Annotated in this window: 22 protein-coding genes; 10 read left to right on the top strand and 12 right to left on the bottom strand. The window is 69.1% G+C overall.

Annotated elements, in window-relative coordinates; all coding sequences use genetic code 11:
- Positions 1–142: 142 nt before the first annotated feature.
- Together ACIBA9_RS22335 and ACIBA9_RS22330 are read right to left on the bottom strand one after the other, a co-directional pair.
- A complete protein-coding gene (locus tag ACIBA9_RS22335) occupies positions 143–730 on the bottom strand; it encodes a hypothetical protein (RefSeq protein ID WP_399365454.1) in 588 nt (195 codons plus the stop codon).
- A 409-nt stretch (positions 731–1,139) separates the two neighbouring features.
- The gene (locus ACIBA9_RS22330; RefSeq protein ID WP_399365452.1) at positions 1,140–2,015 is read right to left on the bottom strand and encodes a hypothetical protein; all 876 of its coding nucleotides are present in this window, start codon (positions 2,013–2,015) and stop codon (positions 1,140–1,142) included.
- Between the two features lie 903 nt (positions 2,016–2,918).
- On the opposite strand from ACIBA9_RS22330, the gene ACIBA9_RS22325 reads away from it, so the two are divergent.
- Positions 2,919–3,227: a hypothetical protein gene (locus tag ACIBA9_RS22325; RefSeq protein WP_399365450.1), complete on the top strand. Its 309-nt coding sequence runs from the start codon at positions 2,919–2,921 to the stop codon at positions 3,225–3,227.
- A 361-nt stretch (positions 3,228–3,588) separates the two neighbouring features.
- Here ACIBA9_RS22325 and ACIBA9_RS22320 read toward each other — a convergent pair whose 3' ends face one another.
- Positions 3,589–4,446, bottom strand: a complete 858-nt coding sequence (locus ACIBA9_RS22320) for an ArsR/SmtB family transcription factor (RefSeq protein WP_399365448.1) — start codon at positions 4,444–4,446, stop codon at positions 3,589–3,591.
- Between the two features lie 363 nt (positions 4,447–4,809).
- Between ACIBA9_RS22320 and ACIBA9_RS22315 the strand changes: the two genes are divergently transcribed.
- Complete coding sequence (locus ACIBA9_RS22315) at positions 4,810–5,061, top strand: hypothetical protein (RefSeq protein WP_399365446.1); 252 nt, start codon at positions 4,810–4,812, stop codon at positions 5,059–5,061.
- Positions 5,062–5,161: 100 nt separating this feature from the next.
- On the top strand, positions 5,162–5,602 hold the full coding sequence (locus ACIBA9_RS22310) for a hypothetical protein (RefSeq protein WP_399365444.1): 441 nt from the start codon (positions 5,162–5,164) through the stop codon (positions 5,600–5,602).
- 167 nt (positions 5,603–5,769) lie between these two features.
- Here the strand turns inward: ACIBA9_RS22310 and ACIBA9_RS22305 are convergent, their stop codons facing one another.
- Positions 5,770–6,669, bottom strand: coding sequence for a LysR family transcriptional regulator (locus ACIBA9_RS22305; protein WP_399365442.1), 900 nt, complete (start codon positions 6,667–6,669; stop codon positions 5,770–5,772).
- 98 nt (positions 6,670–6,767) lie between these two features.
- Between ACIBA9_RS22305 and ACIBA9_RS22300 the strand changes: the two genes are divergently transcribed.
- Both ACIBA9_RS22300 and ACIBA9_RS22295 read left to right on the top strand, forming a co-directional pair.
- A complete protein-coding gene (locus ACIBA9_RS22300) occupies positions 6,768–7,133 on the top strand; it encodes a YybH family protein (RefSeq protein ID WP_399365441.1) in 366 nt (121 codons plus the stop codon).
- Positions 7,085–7,759 carry a transposase gene (locus ACIBA9_RS22295; protein WP_399365591.1) on the top strand — a complete coding sequence of 225 codons (675 nt, stop codon included), beginning with the start codon at positions 7,085–7,087 and terminating at the stop codon, positions 7,757–7,759. The genes ACIBA9_RS22300 and ACIBA9_RS22295 overlap by 49 nt, the downstream gene beginning before the upstream one ends.
- A gap of 292 nt (positions 7,760–8,051) precedes the next feature.
- Here ACIBA9_RS22295 and ACIBA9_RS22290 read toward each other — a convergent pair whose 3' ends face one another.
- Positions 8,052–8,402 carry an STAS domain-containing protein gene (locus tag ACIBA9_RS22290; RefSeq protein WP_399365439.1) on the bottom strand — a complete coding sequence of 117 codons (351 nt, stop codon included), beginning with the start codon at positions 8,400–8,402 and terminating at the stop codon, positions 8,052–8,054.
- 704 nt (positions 8,403–9,106) lie between these two features.
- Here ACIBA9_RS22290 and ACIBA9_RS22285 point away from each other — a divergent pair.
- Positions 9,107–9,649, top strand: coding sequence for a DUF4232 domain-containing protein (locus tag ACIBA9_RS22285; protein ID WP_399365437.1), 543 nt, complete (start codon positions 9,107–9,109; stop codon positions 9,647–9,649).
- 414 nt (positions 9,650–10,063) lie between these two features.
- Here the strand turns inward: ACIBA9_RS22285 and ACIBA9_RS22280 are convergent, their stop codons facing one another.
- A complete protein-coding gene (locus ACIBA9_RS22280) occupies positions 10,064–10,684 on the bottom strand; it encodes a TetR/AcrR family transcriptional regulator (RefSeq protein ID WP_399365435.1) in 621 nt (206 codons plus the stop codon).
- A gap of 36 nt (positions 10,685–10,720) precedes the next feature.
- Between ACIBA9_RS22280 and ACIBA9_RS22275 the strand changes: the two genes are divergently transcribed.
- Positions 10,721–11,518, top strand: coding sequence for an alpha/beta fold hydrolase (locus tag ACIBA9_RS22275; protein WP_399365432.1), 798 nt, complete (start codon positions 10,721–10,723; stop codon positions 11,516–11,518).
- On the opposite strand, the gene ACIBA9_RS22270 is transcribed toward ACIBA9_RS22275, so the two are convergent.
- The 3 genes from ACIBA9_RS22270 to ACIBA9_RS22260 form a co-directional block, all read right to left on the bottom strand.
- Complete coding sequence (locus tag ACIBA9_RS22270) at positions 11,467–11,823, bottom strand: transposase (protein WP_399365431.1); 357 nt, start codon at positions 11,821–11,823, stop codon at positions 11,467–11,469. The genes ACIBA9_RS22275 and ACIBA9_RS22270 overlap by 52 nt on opposite strands.
- A 468-nt stretch (positions 11,824–12,291) precedes the next feature.
- Positions 12,292–12,522: a hypothetical protein gene (locus tag ACIBA9_RS22265; RefSeq protein WP_399365429.1), complete on the bottom strand. Its 231-nt coding sequence runs from the start codon at positions 12,520–12,522 to the stop codon at positions 12,292–12,294.
- A gap of 163 nt (positions 12,523–12,685) precedes the next feature.
- Entirely contained in the window at positions 12,686–13,546 is an 861-nt protein-coding gene (locus tag ACIBA9_RS22260) for an SDR family oxidoreductase (protein WP_399365427.1), read from the bottom strand.
- Positions 13,547–13,634: 88 nt separating this feature from the next.
- Between ACIBA9_RS22260 and ACIBA9_RS22255 the strand changes: the two genes are divergently transcribed.
- Positions 13,635–14,363, top strand: coding sequence for a TetR/AcrR family transcriptional regulator (locus ACIBA9_RS22255; RefSeq protein WP_399365425.1), 729 nt, complete (start codon positions 13,635–13,637; stop codon positions 14,361–14,363).
- A gap of 604 nt (positions 14,364–14,967) precedes the next feature.
- Here the strand turns inward: ACIBA9_RS22255 and ACIBA9_RS22250 are convergent.
- Complete coding sequence (locus tag ACIBA9_RS22250) at positions 14,968–15,987, bottom strand: polyprenyl synthetase family protein (RefSeq protein WP_399365423.1); 1,020 nt, start codon at positions 15,985–15,987, stop codon at positions 14,968–14,970.
- The gene (locus ACIBA9_RS22245; RefSeq protein WP_399365421.1) at positions 15,984–17,024 is read right to left on the bottom strand and encodes a tetratricopeptide repeat protein; all 1,041 of its coding nucleotides are present in this window, start codon (positions 17,022–17,024) and stop codon (positions 15,984–15,986) included. Before ACIBA9_RS22245 ends, ACIBA9_RS22250 begins: the two co-directional genes overlap by 4 nt.
- 1,157 nt (positions 17,025–18,181) lie before the next feature.
- On the opposite strand from ACIBA9_RS22245, the gene ACIBA9_RS22240 reads away from it, so the two are divergent.
- Together ACIBA9_RS22240 and ACIBA9_RS22235 are read left to right on the top strand one after the other, a co-directional pair.
- Positions 18,182–19,849, top strand: coding sequence for a ricin-type beta-trefoil lectin domain protein (locus ACIBA9_RS22240; RefSeq protein ID WP_399365419.1), 1,668 nt, complete (start codon positions 18,182–18,184; stop codon positions 19,847–19,849).
- Positions 19,850–19,955: 106 nt separating this feature from the next.
- Positions 19,956–20,189 (top strand): hypothetical protein, encoded by a 234-nt coding sequence (locus ACIBA9_RS22235; protein ID WP_399365417.1) that lies wholly within the window; start codon positions 19,956–19,958, stop codon positions 20,187–20,189.
- Positions 20,190–20,235: 46 nt separating this feature from the next.
- Here the strand turns inward: ACIBA9_RS22235 and ACIBA9_RS22230 are convergent, their stop codons facing one another.
- Positions 20,236–21,063: a helix-turn-helix domain-containing protein gene (locus ACIBA9_RS22230; protein WP_399365415.1), complete on the bottom strand. Its 828-nt coding sequence runs from the start codon at positions 21,061–21,063 to the stop codon at positions 20,236–20,238.
- Between the last annotated feature and the right edge of the window lie 72 nt (positions 21,064–21,135).

Below are 21,135 nucleotides of genomic sequence, written 5' to 3'. Positions count from 1 at the left end.
GAGCCGGCACAGGGTATGCCGGGCGGAGCCGCCGGCACACAGAGGTGCAGGCGGCCCCGCCCGGATTGTCGGCGTTCCGGCGACCGTGCGTGCGGCAGTGGGTGCCACCCGGGCGACGCGCTGTGGTGCGGCGCCGTACCGGTCAGGCGACCTGGTACCTGCCGACTTCCAGGAAGTGGCGCAGTGCTTCGGGTGTGTTGTCGTCGAGGGCGGCGTTTGCTGCCGCGCGCAGGGCCGGGCTGATGGACGGGTCGGCGAGGATGCGGGCGATGGCGACGCGGTCGTCCTCGGCCTGGGCGATGCGGTACCCGGTCTCCAGCCAGGCTCGGATCGCGTCGGAGTCGTTGGCGTCCAGGAGGGCGTTGACCTCGGCGATGACGCGCCGGCCGCTGTCGGGGTCGCCCAGCAGGCGCGTGATGGCGACGCGGTCGTCCTCGGCCTGGGCGATGCGGTACCCGGTCTCCAGCCAGGCGCGCATCGCCTCGGGGTTGTTGGCGTCCAGGAGGGCGTTGGCTTCTCGTGTCACACGCCGGCCGCTGTCCGGGTCGGCGAGGATCCGGACTATTGCCACCCTCAGGTCGTCGGCGTCCGGCTCGTCCGCGGACGAGGACACCGCGGGCGCCGTCACCGCGGTCGGTGCCGGCGTGGCGGCGAAGGACGGGGTGGCGAGCAGGAGGGCCGGGGCGAAAATGCCCGCGGCGATGCCGGGCGCTACGCGATGCAGTCGCAAGGGGAATGCTCCTCTTCGTTTGCCATGGAGGTGAGTTGAGGACGCCTCAGGGTGCCCACTTCGCTAATGCTGCCACCTGGGTCTGACAGTGGCAGTTGTCCCACTGCGGTCGCAGGGCACCGTCGCCGCGGACGTGGCTGGTGTTTCATGGCGGCGCGCCTTCGAGAAGGGCGGCCTTGAGCGCGGCTCGTGGCTGTCGGGGCGTGATCGGAGCGAGGCGATTCCTGGAGACGGTCGTGGTGTGGTCCGCGTGTGGTGGTGCCCGACGGGGTTCGGCTTGTCTGCCGGGACTGTGGGCACCCCGCGAGCGAGTCATTCCGTACGCGCCGAAATCCACCTCATCCTGCTCCAACTCGCCTGCTGCATCATCTGCTTGAGACGACTCCGAACTTCGTTCTGAAACGGTCAGTCAGTAGCGACCGCGCTGAATACCGACGAGATCCAGAAGGAGTCCTTCCCGTCCGCCAGGGATCTTCGTCAAGTCAGTCTGTACGATCAGCCCGGGCCCGAGCTGACCAACTGCCAGATACCAGACGCCAGGAACCAGCTCGGTGATGGGTTGGGCACCGCCTTGCAGGGAGAACACCGGACTGGGCTTGGCTACCGCGAACCAGAAGGGCGTCCCATCTTCGCTGGACGCGGGTTCTGAAGACGCAGGCACTGGCACCGATCGTCGCAGGTTCGCCTTCAAGGCATTCGCCAGTGCCGTGGTGTCCCACGTCCACTGATCCTCCGCCTCGGCCACTTCTGTGCTCCCCCACGCTTCATCGGACACCGTCTTCCGTAATTCGTCCGCCATGCGCCGCGCTTCTGAAACGATCTGCTCGGCCTCCTCGTACGCTGCCGCGCGGATGGCCTCGGCGTCGCGGAGTGCCTCGTCGCGTATCTCGCGCACGGTGTCTCGGAGCCGGCGCCAGGGCATCTGGGCCCGCCGTTGCGTGAACTTAACCTCCCGCCACCGGGCCCGCCAGGCGTCCAGTAGTTCTCGCTGGCCCCGTGGGGTTGAGGCCTCGGGCGCTGGAGGCAGTGGACTACTGATAACTCGAACGAGCTCCAGCAATGCGTCCACAGAGGGCAGTCGTTTGCCGGACAGAGCCTCATTGATGCCGGCCTTGGTGAGCTTGGGCCGCACCGATGCCTTGGCGATCGCGGCATAGGGCGGCGCTCCATAAGCAATGTGCAGCCGATTCAGCTCAATGGCGAAGTCGCGTAGCGCCACGTCGTAAGCGGCAATGGCCTCGGCGTCCTCCGCGTCGACCTTGGGTTCCCCCTGTGTCACTGTCATCCCCCTTGACTGTTACCGAGCCACGGTAGAGGGGGACGTTCTGAACGTCCACGCATTCTGTCGAACGTTCCCGAACGCCTACGCCATCCAGAATCCGACGGGTTCGTACGGCGCTGGATCATCAGCGTTCGGGTGCATGCGAGGCCGTACGGTTCACTAGGTGGTCAGGGTTGGCATGAGCTCTGCTGGATGCATGACCTGCATCGCATCCACCCGCACTCACCGCCTCCGCCGCGCTGCTCGGAAGATCGCGACGAATGTAGAGAGCAGTCGGCCTCATTCCCCACTCCCCGCGCGGATCGCCGGCCTGGTCTGTGGCGGAGGCGCGATCGGCGTCTCGGCGTTCGTCCACGCTCCCTGGTGGGTCTACCTCGGCGGTGTGCTCGTGGCTCTGGTGCCGGCGGCGCTGCCCCAGGAGTCTGACCACCGACGCGACTTCTACCGGGACTACTTCCGACACCGCGAGCAGATGGCTCGAATCCGACTGGAACACCCAGAGAGCTTTGATTGCCCTGTCATCAAACGGGCGGGGCGGTTGCAGCCACCTCGCTGCGAGCGAGACGCTTACCAGCTGGGTAGGGCACCGGACTGACCATCTGTTACATGATGCTGGACCGGCCCCAGCCTTGAGGGGCGGGCACAAGCACGCGCCAGGCGGTGGGGTGGGTCGGTTCCTCGCCGGCGCGGCCGCCGACACCAAGAGTCCGCGCGGGGCCGGGCGGTGGGGAGATTCTGATGGCACACGTTCGCGGTCACTACCGGTCGGATGGCACCTACGTCCGCCCGCACCACCGCCGCTCCCGTCCGGCTGCCTCCCGCCCCGCCTGTTCTGCCCGCGTCCCCCGCCGGGTGAACACGAATCCTGCCCCGCCGCGGCCGGCGCCGGCCGGCTCAACGACCTGAGTGCGGAACTACAACCGCACGGATGGCATAGCAGGTCAACGCCACCGTCGAGGCGACGACGGCGACTACCGGATCTCCGACGGCATCGCCCTGTACAAGGTCAAGCGCGCCGCCCCGCTCACGACGGTGATCACACCCGAGGAGGTCGCCAAGGGCGCCAAGGTGACTGTCACCGGCAAGCTGTCGCGGGCCAACTGGGAGGAGCACCTCACGGAAGGCGGCGGCCGCAGACGTGCTCAACCTGAAGTGGCCGGCGAACGACACAGGGGAAGTCCTCCTCGGCCACGGCGCATCCGGTGGGCTGCATAGGCTCACGGAATGTGTCCCCGGGTGCGAGCGACACCGCAGCCTCAATGCACGCATGACCGGTGCCCCCAGACATGACAAAGCCCCCGCCGGCCCGATGGGGGCTGACGGGGGCTCCTGCGACAGATCTCTCAGTAGCGCGTCAGGTCCACGACCACATCGCACAGCGGATCATCGGACGACAGTGGTGAGCAGCGGCAGCAGAGCACGTGCCTCGACCACCTGATCGCCATGGAGCGGGCCGGGCGGTGGGCGGCCCGACGTGTGGCTCAGACCGCTACCTGATCGCGTCGGCCAGACAGGCGCGGTCACGCACGAAAATCGCAACCGGACCCTGATCCAGCCGAGGAAGTACGCGTTGCGATCAGGGCTTGGCGGCGGCTTCCGGTCGTGCCAGCTGGTAGCCCAGGGGTGTCGCGACGTGCGCGACGGCCTGGCCCCTTCGCAGGGTCCGAATCAGGCCGGCACGCCGTAGCACCGCGGCGTGCCGACTGGCTGCCGCGTTCGACACGCCGAGCAGGGAGGCCAGTTGCCGCCCGGTGACCCCGCCGGACATGACGATGCTCCTGAGCGCTGCCGCCCTGCCGGCACCCAGCAAGGCTCGAAGTGCTTCCTCCTGGCCCGGCTCGGTACGCGGAGCGGGTCCCGCGGGTATCCGGACGGTCAGCTGATCGTCGGCGGGCTCGGCCAGGGTGACTTGTGAGCTGAGAGCGACTGCCTGGATCTGTAGCGAGCGCCGGCCGAGTTCAAGGTCCGCGTCAAAGGATGTCGGTAGTTCCAGAACGCCGCGACGGAGCCTGATGCCGTGCCCGAGTTGCTGGAGCAACACCGAGGCGCCGCTCGTGACGTAGCGGTGGGACAGGCCGGCGGCCCGGGTGGCCACCGCAGACCGGATGCCCGAACGCTGTGGCTCGACGGCTGTGCCGCGCAAGTGGCCGATGGCGTCGACCAGGACGCTGCGGGCGTGCTCCTCGCCCTCGGCGAGCGCTTTGGTGAAGGGCGTGGGGTTACGGCAGGCGAACAAGTGGGAGAGGTGGAGGGGGCTGATGCCCTCCGCGAGATCCGGTGCGATGCTCCGCGCGTAGAGCTGCGCCAGTGGGTCCTGTGGCCGCCGCCTGCGGGCGTGAGCCCTCCCGGCCGCCGTCAGTTCGGCGCCGAAGTCCGGGAGGTCGCATATCCGGACGCTGCCCAAGCCGTCGGACCCGAGATGAATCCGTATCAAGGTTGGCCTTCCTCGTTCTTGACTTCCCCACCAGGGCTTTTTCGCGTCCATGGCAAAAGCTACCCATGGCCCGACGCAACCGAAACGATGTGCAGGCACCACGGCACTAAACGGCTGGTACGCAACCTCCCAGCGAGGTGCTGCCTCATCGTTCCCGTCGACTGACACCGGGGCCACCCGAGCTGTCCGAAAACGGTGGAACAAGGAACCTGAAATTCCATTCTGGAGGGAAGTGCAATGACTCGTTCACTGCGCAGAGCTGCGGCAATGTCCGTCGGAGCCGTCCTGTTGGCCGGGTTGGGACTGGGAGGCACGGCATACGCGGGTTCAACCGGAACGGTGACCCTCACCGTTCCCGGCTGCGTGGGCAAGCTGCACCTAGACGGCGGAGGCTCTCCCAACTCGGCCACCGCCGATGTTCAGTCCACCGGCCCCAACACCTGCTGGCTGGCCTTTTGGCAACGCACCACTAGCGGCAAAACCTCTCAAGGCGTCAGGGTCAGCCCGTACTCATCCGGCGGCGCGGGCTCGCCGTACTACCACGACAGCACGCACCAGGTCGCCATCTCCATCTCCAACGGGGTCCAAGAGGCGGGCAGCAACTGGTACAACTAGAGCATTCAGGCACGCGTAATTCCGGGCGCCCAGTTCCGGATGGCAAAGGCCGGCACTCAGACGGGGTGCCGGCCTCGCTACATCTCGGAAGCGAGTTGTCGTGTCGCATGCGATCGCCACCTTCTCGCTGGTCAGCCAAGAATCGTTGTTCCTGCGGGACATTAAATACGTCGCCGGTGAGGACGACGTACACCGATGTGAGGCGCGGGTGGTAGATCCAGAGGTAGCTTGCGAAAAGCATTCGGACGTCAAGAACTTCAGCTTCGATACGGCTCTGGGCTACCACCTCTACCACCTCTACCACCTCCTCACCGCAGGCATCGCCGCCGCCACGGAGACGGTAAAAGCCAGTTCCCACCCCGACCGCGACCGCAGCCTGGGCGGACCCAAATCGTGGGCCCACCAAGCCGCGCGCCTCGGCGAACGCGAGGCGTCCTGCCTGTTCATGACCGAGTGGGCGGCAGGTGAGCCCGAACCGGCGACACACTCAACACACTGCAATTCCACCTCGCCCAGCTCGGCTACCTCGCCGAAGCCGTGAAAATACAGAAGGAAGCCGTCACGATCAGTGATTCGTCGTGGTCAGGAGCCAGGGTGAGCAAACTGCCCACCCTGCCCGGCCCTTGAGCCACAGGCCGGGAGGCACGCATGAAACGCAAGGTCGGCTACACCCGGCGGCTCCGCGAGGTCATGGCCCAGCACGCTTCTTCACGGGGAAGACGCGGGGCCGGACCTGGTGAATGCTTGCCGGCTGTGTACGAGCAGCTCACGCATCCCTGGGCTGTGCGTGCTCTTCCAGATCAGGGCGAGCAAGGCGGGTGTATCGACGTCAGCGATGGTGCGGCCGATGAGCCGGTCGCTGTAGCCCGCAGCCATGGAGTGGCTGAGGATGGCGACGGCGAGCCCTCGGGCGGCAAGGTCGGCAATGGCGTCCGCGGCGCTGGCTTGCAGCGCGATCACGGGTTGGAGGTTCTGTGCGGCGCAGGCCTGGTCGAATACCGTGCGCAGGCCGGTGCCGGGCGGCATGCACACGATCGGGTGGGCGACCACGTCGCGCAGGGTGACCCGCCGCTGATTCGCGAGGGGGTGTCCGGCCGGGACTGCCACGACGAGCCGCTCGTTGATGATGGTCATGGCGTCCAGCCCCTCCGGGGTGGCGGCTGCGACCCCGACGAGTGCCAGGTCGACTGCACCGGTACGTACCCCCTCGACGAGCCGCTCCGAGCTGTCCTCCAGCAGCGAGATCTCCACACCGGGATGTGCCTGGTGGAATGCGGCGAGGGCGTCGAACAGCAGGGTGAGGGTGCAGCCGATGACCATCCCGACGGCAAGGCGACCCCGGATCAGGCCGGTCACCTCGCCCACCGCCTGGCCGACTGCCCCGGCGGCGGCGAGTGCGGCGCGGGCGTGTTCTAGCGCTGCCTTTCCCGCGACGGTGAGGGTGACGGTGCGGGCCGACCGGTCGAACAGCTCGGCACCGAGCTCCCGTTCCAGCTGGCGGATCTGGGCGCTGACGCCGGACTGGCTGATGTGCACCCGGTCGGCTGCCCGGGTGAAGTTCTGCTCCTCAGCGACCGCGACGAAGTATTCCAGCTGCCTCAGCTCCATGACTACAGATTCTAGTTCTCAGAAGATCCAGTTGTTGGACTTCTGATCACTCGGCGGCCACGCTGGGAAGCATCGAGGCCCGACATCAGGAGGAATTCATGCCGGAGTACGAGAAGGCCATGCGCCCTGAGGACATCACCCGCTTGTTCGTCGAACGGTCCAACGCCGGTGACGCGGCCGGGGTCGCCGCACTGTACGAAGAGGGTGCGGTGATGGCCTTCCCGCCCGGCGGCCAGACGGTGGGCCGGAACGCGATTCGCGCGCTGTGGGAGAAGGTGCTGGCCAACCGGCCTCATTTCGAGCAGGAACAACCGCTGCCGACGCTGATCAGCGGTGACATCGCCCTCACCTCGACCCCGCCGAAGGACGGGGCCGGTGCCCGGGCGCAGGTCGTCCGGCGCCAGCCTGACGGAAGCTGGCTGCGCCTGCTAGACCAGCCCGAGTTCGTCCCGCCCACCCGCTGACTCCTCGCCACCGTGAGTTCGCGGAACCGGAGGCTGTCGGGCGTGGCCCCGACACCGAGCCTCGTGATCACGGCTCGGGCCGCTCGCGCGACGGGTTCAGCACCAAGCTGCATCTGGCCGTCGATCAGAGTCAGAAGCCCATGGCGATCGTGGTGACGGCCGGGCGGCGGGGAGACTCGCCGCAGTTCGAGCCCGTGCTGAAGAAGGTTCGTGTGCCCCGCATCGGGCCGGGCCGACCCGCGTTCGTCCCGACCGGGTGCGGGCGGACAAGGCGTACGTCTCCCGGAAGAACCGCGCCTACCCGCCGCCGCGGGATCCACTGCACCATCCCGGACAAGGCCGACCAGGCACGCAACAAGTGCCCGCCAGGCAGCGCTGTGTGCGCGGCGCCAGCGCGAGCAAGACCGGGCGCGCGGTCTGTCCGCGCGTGTCCTCGGCGTCCAGCTCTCCCCCGCCGCAGAATCCCGTCCCCCCGGCGCCCCCGGCCTGACCGACTCCACCGAGGCATCGCAGCTGCTGGTCGGCCTTGCACGCGCCGGATGGCTCGCCACAGCACTCGCCCGGCGCCTGGACATCGACACGCACCGTCGGCGAAGTCCGTGACAACGCCCCCGCCTCCGCCATGACCTGGGGCTACGGATACGCCGCCTGCACCGCGCCCTGATCAGCCTCGATCCCTCCAGCTACGGCATCCACCCCACCGCCAGCGCCCGCACCCGCGCCGCCACCACCCGACGCACCACGGCGACAGCCGCCTGATCCGGGCAGCTCCAACGCACTCTTGGTTCTCTGGACTTGGGGCACCGTGTGGGGGCCCCACCCGTGCCGCCGAGCAGCGACGCACCCACGCCAGGGCTCCCCGCCGTAGCGTCACGTGTAGGCGTCACGCGGTGACGGCTGCTGACCGCGAGCAGCGCGCTACCGGCAGGACGAAGTCGGAGACCCAGTCCTGGACCCGCAGAGCAGGCGGTCGAGACGAAAGGCGGACGGGTTTGTCTCCGCGGCCAGGCGCAGCAGGCGTAGCGGCTGCGGGCGCAGGCCCGTGACGGTTGTGCGGCGGTCCGGACGGGCGGGCGGGGCAGGGGCGAAGAGGAGGTGCAGGCCGGCGATGTCCATGAAGAGCGTGTGGTTCAGGTCCCACAGCAGGCCGGTCACGTGTGCGGGCAGGGCATCGGCCGTGGCGCGGAGCGGGGGCAGGGTGTCGAAGTCGATGTCGCCGCGCACCGCGATGGTCGCGTTCGTGCCGTTGAGGGTGGTGATCGTGTTCATGCTGGGCGCGCCCCCTTCCGGGGGTTGTTGAGCCCAAAGACGAAGCACCCTCCGAACAGAGAGGGTGAACGCGATGGCAGGGGGCCGGGTGCCCGGGATGGGGGCAACGCCCGACTCCCCCGAAAGACCAGCACCCCGAAGGGAGCCGGTCGGTCTCGTTGTTCCTCCACCGTCGCACACTCGCGCGCATGCCCGCGATAGTCCTGAGGGTGTGCTTCAGCACCTCGCGCCAACCGACGGTGATCGCGCCGTAACAACGGGCCACAGGAGAAGCGAAGCGAACATTTGGCGTACCTGGAGCGTGCACGGCGCAGGTCTCGGTGCCCTGAGCCGTCCGCGAAGGCGATGTGGGCGGTGTGCGTTTACCGACCGGCTCTTTTCCCGACCGGACTCACGTTGCGCTTACACGAGTTGCGCGACGGCCAACACGATCTCCACACCGCGCTGCTCGAACCGGCCCGGGCCAGCCAGGGCCGTGGGCAATCCCAAAGTCCGAGTCCCACGTGCCAGGTTGCCGCGACGGGCTCGATGTCCGGGACCACGGTCACCGTCCCGACTCAGGCGCGGGCGCCACGCCCTACCGTACGCGGCGGAAAAGGTTGTCCGGCGCAGCGAACCGCCGCCGGACAACGAGCGTCTACGGGTGCGTGGGTGCGCACTGACCTCACGCACCGAGTCGTATTCGAGGGGAACCGAACACGTCCATGAAGACCACAATGACCACCGTGGCCCTTGCGGCGATCGTCGCCGCCGGCACCGCCGTCGCCGCCGTCCCGGCCTCGGCCGCCACCGCCAAGGCCGCGCCGACGCGTTGTCACACCGCCGACCTGAAGGCCGGTTTCGCCACGGGGGGCGACGCGAAGCCGGACATGGGGCGGACCGGGAAGCAGACGCAGGCGTTCATCTGGTTCACTAACAAGAGCAACCGCACCTGCACCCTGTCCGGCTTCGCCGGTGTCGACATGGTCGGCGCCCAGAGGACCGACGGCACCTGGTCCCTGATGCGCTCCGCCAAGAGGCCCACGAAGATCACCCTGGAACGGGGGGCCACGACGGACTTCAGCATCACCCTGCTCCCCGTGGCCAAGTCCACGCCCCAGAAGGAGAAGTTCGTCCCCGCGACGTTCCAGGTCACCCCGCCGAACGAGACCAAGCACTTCACCCTGAAGTGGCCGTTCGGCGGCCAGATCCTGAAGCAGGACGCCGCCACCCACCCGGGCACCTACCTCAACCCGGTCGGACAGTAATCCCCCGCGGCCACGTGGTCAGGGCTCCAGGAGGGCTCTGACCGCGCGGCGCTCGGCCATCCCCCGGTAGCCCACGGCGACCCGCTCCCGGGGCAGGATGAGGTCGAAGACCCCGCCCGGCTGGATCCGGCGGGCGGGATTCGGTCGACCAGGCCGGGCAGGAAGCGGCGCGCGGGTGCCGGGCCGCCGCGCGGCCCGACCTGGAAGAAGTACAGCTCCCGTCCGTCGACGGCCACCTCGTGCGCGACGCTGCCGACCGCGCCGATGCCGCGGGTCAGGGCTCCGAGAAGGGCGAGGACCGCAAGGTGTGCGGCGTACGCCGTCCAACGCGGTCCAGGCGCTGCTGGTTGCTGGCGAACGCTGCACCGCAGGAAGGCGGCGGCCTTGATGGACCGCTCCCCTAGGTCTTGCGGGTCAGGACCTTGGTGACGTGAGTTGTTGGCAGATCAGCTGGTGAGCGAGTTGCGCCGTCGCGAGCAGGTCCTCGCGAGCCGTGTCGACGTTGGATCGCACCGACAGTCCGTGCCAGACGGATTGGATGAGCCCGGTCAGGGCCGCCGCGTTGGTGCCCGCGGCTAGTTCCCCGTCCTGGATCGCTCGTTCGATGCGCAAGAGGAGGGCCTGCTCGTTCGAGCTGTGCAGCTCGGCGATGTAAGCGCTGGTATCGAGCGTGCTCGTGCTGTCGGTCATGACGGCGCTGCTGATGAGGCATCCGGGGTGCGTGTCGCTTGGCTGGGTGAACTCGTGGACCGAGTCGATGAGGACGCGTTCGATGACCATCTGGATGTCGTTCTCGGCGACTGCCTGCTGGTAGATCTCGCGGTAACGCTCGGCATAGGTCCGCACCGCTTCCTCGAACAGTCCGGCCTTGCTGCCGAAGGCGGCGTAGAGGCTGGAGGTGGAAAGCCCGAGGGTCGCGACCAGGGTGCGGGTCGAGGTGCCGGAGTAGCCGCGTCGCCAGAAGAGGCGAGCGGCGTCAAGGACCGCGAGGTCGCGGTCGAAGGCTCGGGGGCGTCCACGCTTGCGTTCAGTCACGCTTGCATTGTAGATCGTTCGCTCCATAATAGATTTATGGAGCGAACGATTCAGAAAAAGCTGTCGGTCGGCGGGGACAGCTGGGTCACGGTTGATGTGTACGGGGAGCCGGACACTCCGGGCCTCATCGTCGTCCCGGGCGTGATGAGTGATGCGCATGCATGGCGCGATGTGGCGGGCACCGTCGACGCTTGGCCCTCAGTGGTAGTCGTGAACCGTCGTGGCCGTGCCCCCTCAGGGCCGTTGACCGACTCGTACTCGCTGCGGACAGAGGTTGAGGACCTCGGCGTGGTCCTTGGCGAGTTCGACAGCGCGAGGGCTCTCTTCGGTTGGAGCTACGGCGGCATGATCACCTTGCTGGCCGCCAACGAGCGCCCGATTCACCAGATCATCGCGTATGAGCCGGTGATGCAGCCGTTCGGACGCCATGCGCTGCCGGACCTGAAGGTGGCAGCGGAGACGGCGGACTGGGATCGCTGCGTCGAGATCGTCAATCGGCAGATCTCCGGCTTCTCCGCAGCGCACGTCGATGAGCTTCGGGCCGAGCCTCACAGCTGGGCGATACTGCGTCGCTTGACTGGACCGCTGTACGCCGAACTCTGCGCGCTCAACGCGACACCGCCTCCGGATCTGCTGGCACAGCAGGCAGACCAAGTCGACTTGATCATCGGCCAGCGTAATCGCGGAAGGGCCCCCTACGGAACGTCGTTCGACCACGTGCGGCAGCGCGTCGCGCACGCCGGAGTCCACGAACTCCCTGGTCAGGGCCACCTGGCCCACATTCAGGCGCCAGCAGAGCTGGGGCGCCTGCTCAACAACCTCGCCGCGATCTGATGGGCACCCATACTCTCCATTGAGGGCCGCAGGCGGTACCGGGTGGCGATGCCGCGCCCGACTTGTCCCCGCTTCAGAGCCGCCGGGTACATTCGGGTTGTCCTGAGTGATCGCCCGAATCCCGGTGGCAGCCGGTTCCGGGTGCACCCCGAGGTGGCCGCGAAGATGATCGCGGCCAGCACCTCACGGTTCCCTCTCCGGCGGCCTCCTGCGCCCTGCGGGCGTTCCGGTGCCGGCGGGACCACCCGCTGGAACAGCTCCCACAGACCTCCCTGCGCCATCCGTTCGACAAGCGCAGCAGTCACCACCCCAGACTGGCGCAAGATCACCGACTGAAATGACGTCTAAGTTGCCTCGCCGGTCCAGCGTTGACCAGCGGTGAGGCTGGTCAACGCCAGGCAACCGAACCCTTTCTGCCTCACATCCTGCGCAGCTGCGCCTCGATCACAACGTCGCCCGCCACCAGGCCGAGGACCGCCAGCCCCCAGGCCAACCATCGCCCGGCCGGGCCCCAGCCTCCTCCTGAGTCCCGAATGAAAGGCGCGGGCCGGTCGGCTGCCATCGCCGACGATGACCGGCAGCACCCCGACAACCACCCGAAAGACAGCCGAGCGCCACCGAACGCGCACCAGCCGAGCACCCCCCTACGAACTCACCGACTGGGCGCCGGACGGGCGCGCCACATGGTCGTCCGGCTGGGAGCGGGTTGCCGGGGCCCGGCACATCGTGTCGTACTGGACTCACGGGCTTCACGGGCTCGTCAACCGCCTCAGTCAGGACCTCGATGTCGCGACCGAGAATCCGGCACCGATGCCCCAGTGGGTGATGAGGTCGGCAACCTGGTCCGTGGAGAACTTCAGGTCCCTGGGCAGGTCGACGCGGGTCTCCGCGTCGTCGTCGGAGATGTTCTTCGGGACGAGGAGGTAGCGGTGGTCGGTCTGCTCCGCGCACCCCAGCGGCCCGACAAGGGCCTCGGGCAAGGGGACGACTCGCTCACGCGTCATCTCTCGACGCTCACGGGTGCGCGGCGGTGCGGATGGTGGACACGGAGGCCGCGACGATCCACTGAACTCCGTTGCGGCGAGCGCCTGGTATCGGATTTCCCAGTATGTCTGGGCGGTCTGCGCGGCGGCGAGTAGGCCGGGCCGTCTGCGCGCCCCGCTGGGTCTATGCGGCCCAGGCGTGCTCCAGGTGGGTGCGGAAGGTGGCGGGCTCTCGTCCGATCAGTTCGGCCAGCGTTGGGTCGACAGTGGCGAACTCGCCATGCCGCGCCGCGGCGAAGATGCTCAGCATCAGGTCGGCGATCGGGGCCGGGGCGCCATGCGCCAGGACCTGCTCGCGGAAGGCGTCGTCCGGGACGACGGTGCGGATGAAGGGCCGTCCGGTGGTCTGGGAGGCGATCTCGGCGACGGTGTCGAAGTCGAGCGCCGCCGAGCCGGTGAGCGGCGGGGTGGGCCCCTCGTAGCGGGCCTCCTCGGCGAGGATCATCGCGGTGGCCTCGGCGAGGTCGTCGTGGCCGGTCCAGGCGACGGGGCCGTCGGCGGGCAGTGCGATGTCGCCGGTGTGGCGGCTGGACTCCAGGAATTGCAGGGCGCTGGAAGCGTAGAAGCCGTTGCGCAGCGCGGTCCAGGGCAGGCCGGTGGCGCGCAGCAGGTCCTCGGTCTGGGCGTGGTCGCGGCACGCCTGGAAGCGGGAGTCGTGGGCGGCGCCCATCTGGCTGGTGTAGAGGATGCGGCCGACGCCGGCCTGCACGGCGGCGTCGATGGCGACGCCGTGGCCGCTGACGCACTCCTGGCCCGTGCGGTCGAGGGAGACGAGGAGCAGCTGCTCGGCGCCCTCGAAGGAGTGCACGAGCGAGGCCGGGTCGTCGAAGCTGCCCTGCCGGACGCGGACGCCGCGGTCGGCGAGGTCCTGGGCCTTACGGGGGTCGCGGACGCTGACGCCCACGCGGTCGACGGGGACGCGCTCCAGAAGGCGCTCCACCGTGCGGCGCCCGAGCTTTCCGGTGGCTCCGGTGATGATGATCATGAGTTCTCCCGACATTGTTTCCGATGGAATCACTTTAAGGCTAACACTGGAAATACCAGTGGAACCAGATCCTCGGTACCATTGGTTCATGGTTACGCGCGACTCGTCCGACAGCCCTCGGCGCCGCATCGTCGAGGCAGCTGTCGAGCTGCTGGAGAACAGCGGCCCTGATGCGGTGAGCACCCGCGCGGTCGCCGCCGCGGCCGGAATGCAGCCGCCGGCGATCTACCGCCTCTTCGGCGACAAGGAGGGACTCCTCGAGGCCGTCGCCGAGCACGGCTACGCGCAGTTCCTGGAGAGAAAACGCACGGAGCTCGACGTCACTCCCCAGGATCCGGTGGAGGAGCTGCGCCGCGGTTGGGACATGGTGGTCGACTTCGGCGTCTCCCGCCCCGAGTTGTTCGCGGTGATGAACCGGGCCGCCGGCCGGGGATCGGACGCGGCACACCGGGCGGGCTTGGAGATCCTCCACGGGCGGGTGCGCCGGCTGGCGGCCGGGGGGTGGCTGCGCGTAGACGAGGAGCTGGCCGCCCAGATCATCCAGGCAACCGGCCAGGGCGCGGTCACCACCTGGCACTCCACCCCGGCGGACCGCCGCAATCCGGCGCTGTTGACCGTCCTGCGCGAGTCCATGGTCGCGGCCGTCACTCGCGCCGAGCCGGCGGTCCCAGCCGCGGAGTCCGGTCCCGCCGCAGCGGCCCGCGCGCTGCGCGCCGCTCTCCCCGATGACGCCGACGTCCTGAGCGACGCCGAGCAGCGCCTGCTGCGTGAGTGGCTCACGCGCCTGGCCGCGGACGGCGGCGCGCCGCATGCCTGATCGCGCGTCAGGCGCCCTCGTGCAGGTCGAACCTCCCGAGGAGGGATCGACCACACGGCAACGCTCGTGGTCATACATCTAGGCGGTCCCCCGGCAGTGACACCGGCCACCGCACAGCGGAACCTTTCACCTCGGCCCTGAACCGAAGGATAGGCCCGTAGTGCGAGCACGGTTGGGCACCGCACGCGACTACCCAGTAGTCATCGGCGTGTTGGTCGGCCTGCTATGCATCGCCTGGGAAGGAGTCGCGGCCGCCACATGAACACTCAGCGGGATAGGCGGCGCAGCCACCACTGCGCCGCCCACGCGCCCGACAATGGCGGCGCAGGAGGCGGCGGACCCAGCCACCAGCTGCCAAGCTGCTCGGCACCCCAACCCACGGGCTCGCGCCACGACCCACCGCCGGCCCCAGACCCACGGACCTGCACCAGCGACGACCGCGGGAAATTCGAATCCGATCGAATGCGCTGTCCAGGCAGTCCGTCAGCCGCACCAACGCGCCGTCCTCCCCCACCCCGACGGCCGGCGCGGGTGCGGTGCGGGGGCGGCGAAGACCCTCCAGGGCGACGAAAACCCTTCGGGCCTACACGGTACGCCCGCGGGCTTACAGCTCGCGGCCGACCAGGAAGTCCAGCACCGTGAGCAGGTCCTCTGCTGCCCCGGCGGCCAGCGGTGTCTGCGTCAGGAGGGTGCGGGCGGTGGTCGTGTGCGTGCGGGCCTCGGCCAGTGCCGCCGTACGTCCGCCGACCGCCTCCATCAGCTCGGCGGCCTCCTGCGCCCGCGCCGGCGAGTGCAACAGCTCGGGCAGGGCGCGAGCCGCCGGGGAGTCCAGGGCTGCCAGCACCGGGTAGGTCTTCTTGTGTTCCCGCAGATCGCCGCCCGCGGGCTTGCCGGTGACCGCGGGGTCGCCCCAGATCCCGAGCACGTCGTCGACCAGCTGGAAGGCGATGCCGAGATGCCGCCCGGCCCGGTCCAGCACGCCGGCCATGTCCTCGTCCGCTCCGCCGAGCACGGCGCCCAGCGCACAGGCGCAGCCCAGCAGGGCACCTGTCTTGGCCTCCGCCATCGCCCGGTACTCCTCGACTGTCACCCTGTCCGGGCCGGTGCACGGCCGACCGGTGAACAGCAGGTCGTCGGCCTGCCCGCGCACCAGGTCGGCGAGGGCCGCCGACAGAAGCCGTACGGCTCGGGCGCCCTGCGGCACGACGGCGAGGGTTTCCACAGCCAACGCGAACAGGGCGTCGCCGGCCAGCACCGCCGGACCCGTGCCGTATGCCTTCCACACGGCCGGACGGCGGCGCCGGGTCGCGTCGCCGTCCATGATGTCGTCGTGCAGCAGCGAGAAGGTGTGCACCAGCTCCACCGCGACCGCCGCAGGAATCCCGGCCCGCCCGTCGGCACCCGCCGCCCGCGCACCGAGCACCGCCAGCGCCTGCCGCACGCCCTTGCCGCCCGGTGTGGCGGCGGGCGCGCCACCCACCTCGCACCAGCCGAAGGAGTACGCGGCCATCTCGGCCATCCACGGATGCAGCCGGCCCACCGCCTCGCGCAGGGACGGCCGCACCAATTGAGCGCAACGGGAGAGGAGTTCGGGCGCGGCGGACGGAGCCTGGAGCGCGGTCATCGTACGGCCTCCGCGTCGAGTGCGAACTCCTCCTGTGCGTGGGTCACCAGCCGTTGCACGTGCTTGAGTCCACTCGCTTCCAACGAGCCTGCGAGTTCGACGAGTTCGGCCGCCGTCTCGTCACGGTCCCGTCCGAGCCGCGCCAGCGACTTGACGAGGCCCAGCCGGGCGAGCGCCTCGCCACGCGGCTCGCTCATCGCACGGAACTCCGCCAGCGCCAGCTCGTACATCTGCCGTGCCTCCTCGTGACGCCCGGCCCGGTACAGGACGTTGCCTCGCATCTTGTGGTTGTAGGCCAGCGCGCTGGACAGGTTCATCGCGCGACAGCCGGCCTCCGCCCGCGACAGCAGCTCCAGCGCCCTCTCGGTGTCCTTGTCGCGCACCGAGAGGAGGTCCGCGAGGCCGCGCAGCGCCCACGCGTGCCCGCGCCGGTCCTCGGCCCGCTCGGCTATCTCCGCCGCCTCTTCGAACAGCGCGTACGCCCGGTCGTAGTCCCCGGTGTTGCGGTGCATCTGGGCGATGCCCTCCAGCGCCCAGACCGTGTGCCGGGCCTCGCCGCGCCTGCGGGCCTCGGCCAGCAGCTGCTCGTGCAGCCGGCCGACCGCCGCGTAGTCGCCCTGTATGCGGCCGGTCTCCGCGAGTCCGGCCAGCGAGTAGCCTCGGCAGACGACGTCGCCGGCCCGCTCGCCGAGTTCGGCCGCGAGTCCGAGCAGCCGCCAGGCCAGCGGGAACGCGCCGCGCTGCCGGGCAAGGGTGCCGCCGCTCCACAGCGCCCACGCCATCGCCGCGGTGTCTCCGGCCTCCCGAGCGGTGCGGTAGCTCGCCTTCCACGCCTGGTCGGCCTCCCGTACCTTTCCTAGCCGCCGGTACGCCTCGGCCACAGCGAGCCCGCAGCGTGCGGCCTCGGCCGGGTGTCCGGACCGCTCGGCCTCGCGGAGCTTCTCGATGCCTTCCGCCAGCACATCCGTCAGAGAGGAGTTCACGGACAGGGTGGTCAGGGCGCCCTGGTATTCGGGCGCGAAAGCCTTGCCGTACATATATGCCTTTCTATACACGTTGCGTATACACGGCGTGTATAGCGAATCGGAGACACGCCCCGGCCTAGAGGACCGGTGCGCGTTGGTCTGTTGTCGATCAAGACGCGGGTAGCGCGACGGGGGTTGTCTGTGTGGTGCGGATCATGATGTGAAGGTTCCGCGCTGGGTCCGCACGGGCCGGCTCAACGGTCGCGATCCGAGCCGCCGTTGCCCCGTCCACGGGATCGTCACCGCCGGAACGGACCCCCCACTCCGCGCGAGCCCGCTGACGCTCGCCCGCGCCGCCGACCTGGAGGCCGCTCCAGCGTTGCGGTCGACTGCGGGGTGCTGCCCGTCCCCATCTCCAGCCTCGGCCTGTGCATCGGCAACGCCAACGGCCTGACCACGCACCGCACCGCCCACGCCGTCGGGGCCGCCTCTGCAGTTCGGGGCTCCTCCGGGCAGCAGCTGTCCGCCCCCCGTGCGGCGTCGTCCTCACGGCCGCACCAGTCCCAGTGCCAGCGCCGGGAAAGCCGCCGCCTCCTGCAGTACGGACAGCAACGGCACGATGAGATAGCCCCGGCCGGGAATGAGCATCGCGTCCTGCTCTTGTGGTGGTCCATGCCGTCGACGCTGTGGCGGTTCGCTACGGTGACCGGTCGGAGCGCGCATGCCGACGCGATCGAGCTTCCGGTCGCACAGGACCAGGCGGTCGTGTGGTGCTACCCGGCGATCACCCTCGGGCTGCTTTCGGCCGCGGCATACGCCCGCCGATTCTCGAGCCACGAACTTCGGCACTCGAGCCGTTCTCAGTCTGTTGCGCAGCCTTGACGGTACTGGTCTGGGCCAATACCGTCTGTCCCGCACAGAACTCCACATGACGCAACACCGCTGAACAGCATCAGAGTTGACGATGCACTCGCCGGGTGGGGCGAAAGCCCGGACGTCCGCTGCCGGCTTGCCTGTCAACGGCAGCCAAGGCGCCGGTCTTCACCCGGTCGTCGTCACCCGGATCCACAAGGGCGCCTGCACTGCTCGCCGTTGATGGAAATCGCCAGAGGCGGCATAGCGAACAGACGCGATCATGTCTTCCTTCGGAGGCCAGACCTATGCAATTCCCCCCTGGGGCACGACTCGGCGGGTGGAAGAGAGCGCTCTCTCTGATTCCCGTCGTCCTCATGACGGTGGCGGCCGGCGTCACCACAACACAGAACGCCCAGGCGGCGGTGCCCCCGACACCGTCGGGCTTCACGCTCACTTGGAGCGACGACTTCAACGGTGCGTCCGGCACCGGCATCGATCAGAGCCTGTGGAAGTACGACACCGGGCCGGGCAGCAACTTCGGCACCGGTGAGATCGAGACGATGACCAACAGCACCTCGAACGTCTACTACGACGGACAGGGCCATCTGGTGCTCCAGGCACTGCACTCGGGTTCCGACGCGCGCAGCGGATGGACCTCCGGACGCGTGGAGACCCAGTCGGCGGGCTTCGGCGCCCCGGCCGGCGGTGTCGTACGCATCGAGTCCGTCCTCCAGCAGCCCAACGTCACCACCGCCAACGGCGCGGGCTACTGGCCGGCGTTCTGGATGCTCGGCGCGCCGCTGCGCGACGGTGTGACCTGGCCGAAGTCCGGCGAGGTCGACATCATGGAGGACATCAACGGCCGCAGCTCCGTCTTCAGCACCCTGCACTGCGGTGTGAACCCGGGTGGGCCATGCAACGAGTCGACCGGCATCGGCTCGGGTGAACGCCCCTGTTCGGGCTGCCAGACCGGCTTCCACGACTACGCGGCGGAGATCGACCGCTCGGTGTCGCCGGAGCAGATCAGGTTCTACCTCGACGGAAACAACTTCTTCACTGTCAACGCCAATCAGGTGGACGCCACGACCTGGTCCGACGCGGTCGACCACTCCTTCTTCATCATCTACGACCTGGCGATCGGCGGCGGTTTCCCGGACGCCTTCGGCGGGGGCCCTAACGCGTCCACGGTCTCCGGCGGCAAGCTGGTCATCGACTCGGTGGCCGTCTACAACAAGGCCCCCGGCTCCGGAGGCGGCGGTGGCGGTGGCGGCGGTTCGGTGAGCGGCCAGGCGATCACCGGGCCCGGCGGCAAGTGCGTGGATGTGGCGGGTGACGACACCGGCGGCGACGGCACCGCGGTCCAGCTCTGGGACTGCCAGTCGGCGGCCAAGGACCAGCACTGGACCTGGAGCGGCCAGACCCTTCAGACCCTCGGCAAGTGTCTGGACATCGCCGGCGGCAACAGCGCCGCCGGTACGAAGCTGCAGCTCGCCACGTGCAACAGCGGCGGCTACCAGTCGTGGGTGCGTCAGCCCGACGGCTCGCTGCGGAACCCGACCAGCGGCCGATGCATCGACTCGCCGTCGGGTGCCACCGCGAACGGCACACGCCTGCAGATCTGGGACTGCAACGGCGCAGCCGCCCAGAAGTTCGCCATCGGCACCCCGATCTACGGACCGGGCGGCAAGTGCGTGGACGTGGCGGGTGACGACACCGGCGGCGACGGCACCGCAGTGCAGCTCTGGGACTGCCAGCAGGCCACCTCGCTCGACCAGAAGTGGACCTGGGACGGCCAGACCCTGCGCACGCTGGGCAAGTGCCTGGACATCGCCGGCGGTGTGAACGCGGCCGGCACAAAGCTCCAGCTGGCCAACTGCAACGGCGGCGGCTACCAGAACTGGGTTGCCAACGCCGACGGCTCGATGTCCAACCCGACCACCGGCAGATGCATCGATTCACCATCGGGTGCCACCGCGAACGGCACACGCCTGCAGATCTGGGACTGCAACGGCTCCGCCGCCCAGAAGTTCTCGCTGGCGTGAGCACGAAGCGCCCTGTCTGAAGCGAGGCGGGGCGCGTCGAAGGGCCACACCGCAACCGGTGCGGCCCTTCGACGAATCACCGCTGCGCAGGTGATCCGCTGAGACCTTGCGCCACCGCGAGCCCGCCGGGCTTCTCGCGCCGCTGGAACAGCCCGCGGCGTTCCGCGCCCTGCTGCTGGCCTTCGTCCGCCGCCTCCCGCCAGCAGTCGTCGCCCGCGCACAGCCGGTGAATCCGAACCGGGCGTGGGTGTCGATGACCAGGCCGGTGCTGGTGGCGGCCTGGCGGGAGGCAGCGGCTCGGCAGCGCCAGAGCGTCGGACCGCCCTCCTCGAGGTTGTGACGCGCTCATCCCCGTGGATGTGAGTGGTCCTCTTGGGTGCGCTTACTCACTCGACGGCCACCGTCGCCTGCCACGCGCCCGGACGCATGCCTGTCGCCTTGTGGAAGAACACCGAGAAGTTGGATGCGTCGGGGAAGCCGAGCGTGTCGGCGCAGCGGGCCGCGGTGAGGCGGTCATGTGCAAGGAGTCGTTTGGCTTCCAGGACGATGCGGTCGACGATGTACGCCTTCGCGGTGCGGCCGGTGGCCTGCTGCACCGCTCGTGAAAGGGTGCGGGGCGCGTATCCCAGAGCACGGGCGTAGTAGCCGGCGTCGTGGTGTTCCCGGAAGTGCGCTTCGACGCTGGAGCGGAACGACCGGAACAGCGGATGCGTGAACCGTTCTTCGGCGTGCGGTGGGCGCAGCCGGGCGATGAGCGCAGAAAGCAGGATTTCCGGCAGCTCTGTCGAGAACTCGCCGGGTGGGGCGGACGCCTCGAGGAGGAGATGGTTGCGCGCCGCGTCGACGAACATCCAGTCGGCGTCGGGAATGCTCCAGTGAGCGGCCAGGTCCGGGGACGCGACGAGCTCCCGGGTGGCGTGGGTGACCGGCGCTGTCGGCACGAACAGCACGAGGTGCCCTGTCACTTCGGCGATGTCGTCCCACCGGTGCACCGCGCCGGGAGGAACCCACACCGCGGATCGCCCCTTGAGCGGGTGGTGGAGGAAATCCACCGTGACCGAGCCGTGCCCGGCGTCGACGACGGCGAGGACGTGGAAGTCGGCGCGCTGCGTGCCGCCGTCGTTCAGCTCGCGAACGCGGCCGAACGTCATCGTCTCGACCGTGGCGGCGCGGCGCCCCGCGGGCTGGTAGGTCATCTGCCGGATCACGCTCACGTGTCCAGTTTTCACCATCGGGTGACCAGTCACGCCGATGTCCCGCCTCGGTGCGGAAGTTTCAATGAACGC

This window comes from Streptomyces sp. NPDC051452, assembly GCF_044454765.1.
Taxonomy (GTDB): domain Bacteria; phylum Actinomycetota; class Actinomycetes; order Streptomycetales; family Streptomycetaceae; genus Streptomyces.
Note: the sequence above shows the minus strand (reverse complement) of the source record. Positions and strands in the feature narration are given on the sequence as shown.

What these genes read in the sequence shown, in the direction of transcription:
- ACIBA9_RS22330 (WP_399365452.1), bottom strand. Translation starts at nt 2,015, where the DNA reads ATGACAGTGACACAGGGGGAACCCAAGGTCGACGCGGAGGACGCCGAG.
- ACIBA9_RS22305 (WP_399365442.1), bottom strand. Translation starts at nt 6,669, where the DNA reads ATGGAGCTGAGGCAGCTGGAATACTTCGTCGCGGTCGCTGAGGAGCAG.
- ACIBA9_RS22300 (WP_399365441.1), top strand. Translation starts at nt 6,768, where the DNA reads ATGCCGGAGTACGAGAAGGCCATGCGCCCTGAGGACATCACCCGCTTG.
- ACIBA9_RS22290 (WP_399365439.1), bottom strand. Translation starts at nt 8,402, where the DNA reads ATGAACACGATCACCACCCTCAACGGCACGAACGCGACCATCGCGGTG.
- ACIBA9_RS22285 (WP_399365437.1), top strand. Translation starts at nt 9,107, where the DNA reads ATGAAGACCACAATGACCACCGTGGCCCTTGCGGCGATCGTCGCCGCC.
- ACIBA9_RS22275 (WP_399365432.1), top strand. Translation starts at nt 10,721, where the DNA reads ATGGAGCGAACGATTCAGAAAAAGCTGTCGGTCGGCGGGGACAGCTGG.
- ACIBA9_RS22265 (WP_399365429.1), bottom strand. Translation starts at nt 12,522, where the DNA reads ATGACGCGTGAGCGAGTCGTCCCCTTGCCCGAGGCCCTTGTCGGGCCG.
- ACIBA9_RS22260 (WP_399365427.1), bottom strand. Translation starts at nt 13,546, where the DNA reads ATGATCATCATCACCGGAGCCACCGGAAAGCTCGGGCGCCGCACGGTG.
- ACIBA9_RS22255 (WP_399365425.1), top strand. Translation starts at nt 13,635, where the DNA reads ATGGTTACGCGCGACTCGTCCGACAGCCCTCGGCGCCGCATCGTCGAG.
- ACIBA9_RS22250 (WP_399365423.1), bottom strand. Translation starts at nt 15,987, where the DNA reads ATGACCGCGCTCCAGGCTCCGTCCGCCGCGCCCGAACTCCTCTCCCGT.
- ACIBA9_RS22245 (WP_399365421.1), bottom strand. Translation starts at nt 17,024, where the DNA reads ATGTACGGCAAGGCTTTCGCGCCCGAATACCAGGGCGCCCTGACCACC.
- ACIBA9_RS22240 (WP_399365419.1), top strand. Translation starts at nt 18,182, where the DNA reads ATGACGGTGGCGGCCGGCGTCACCACAACACAGAACGCCCAGGCGGCG.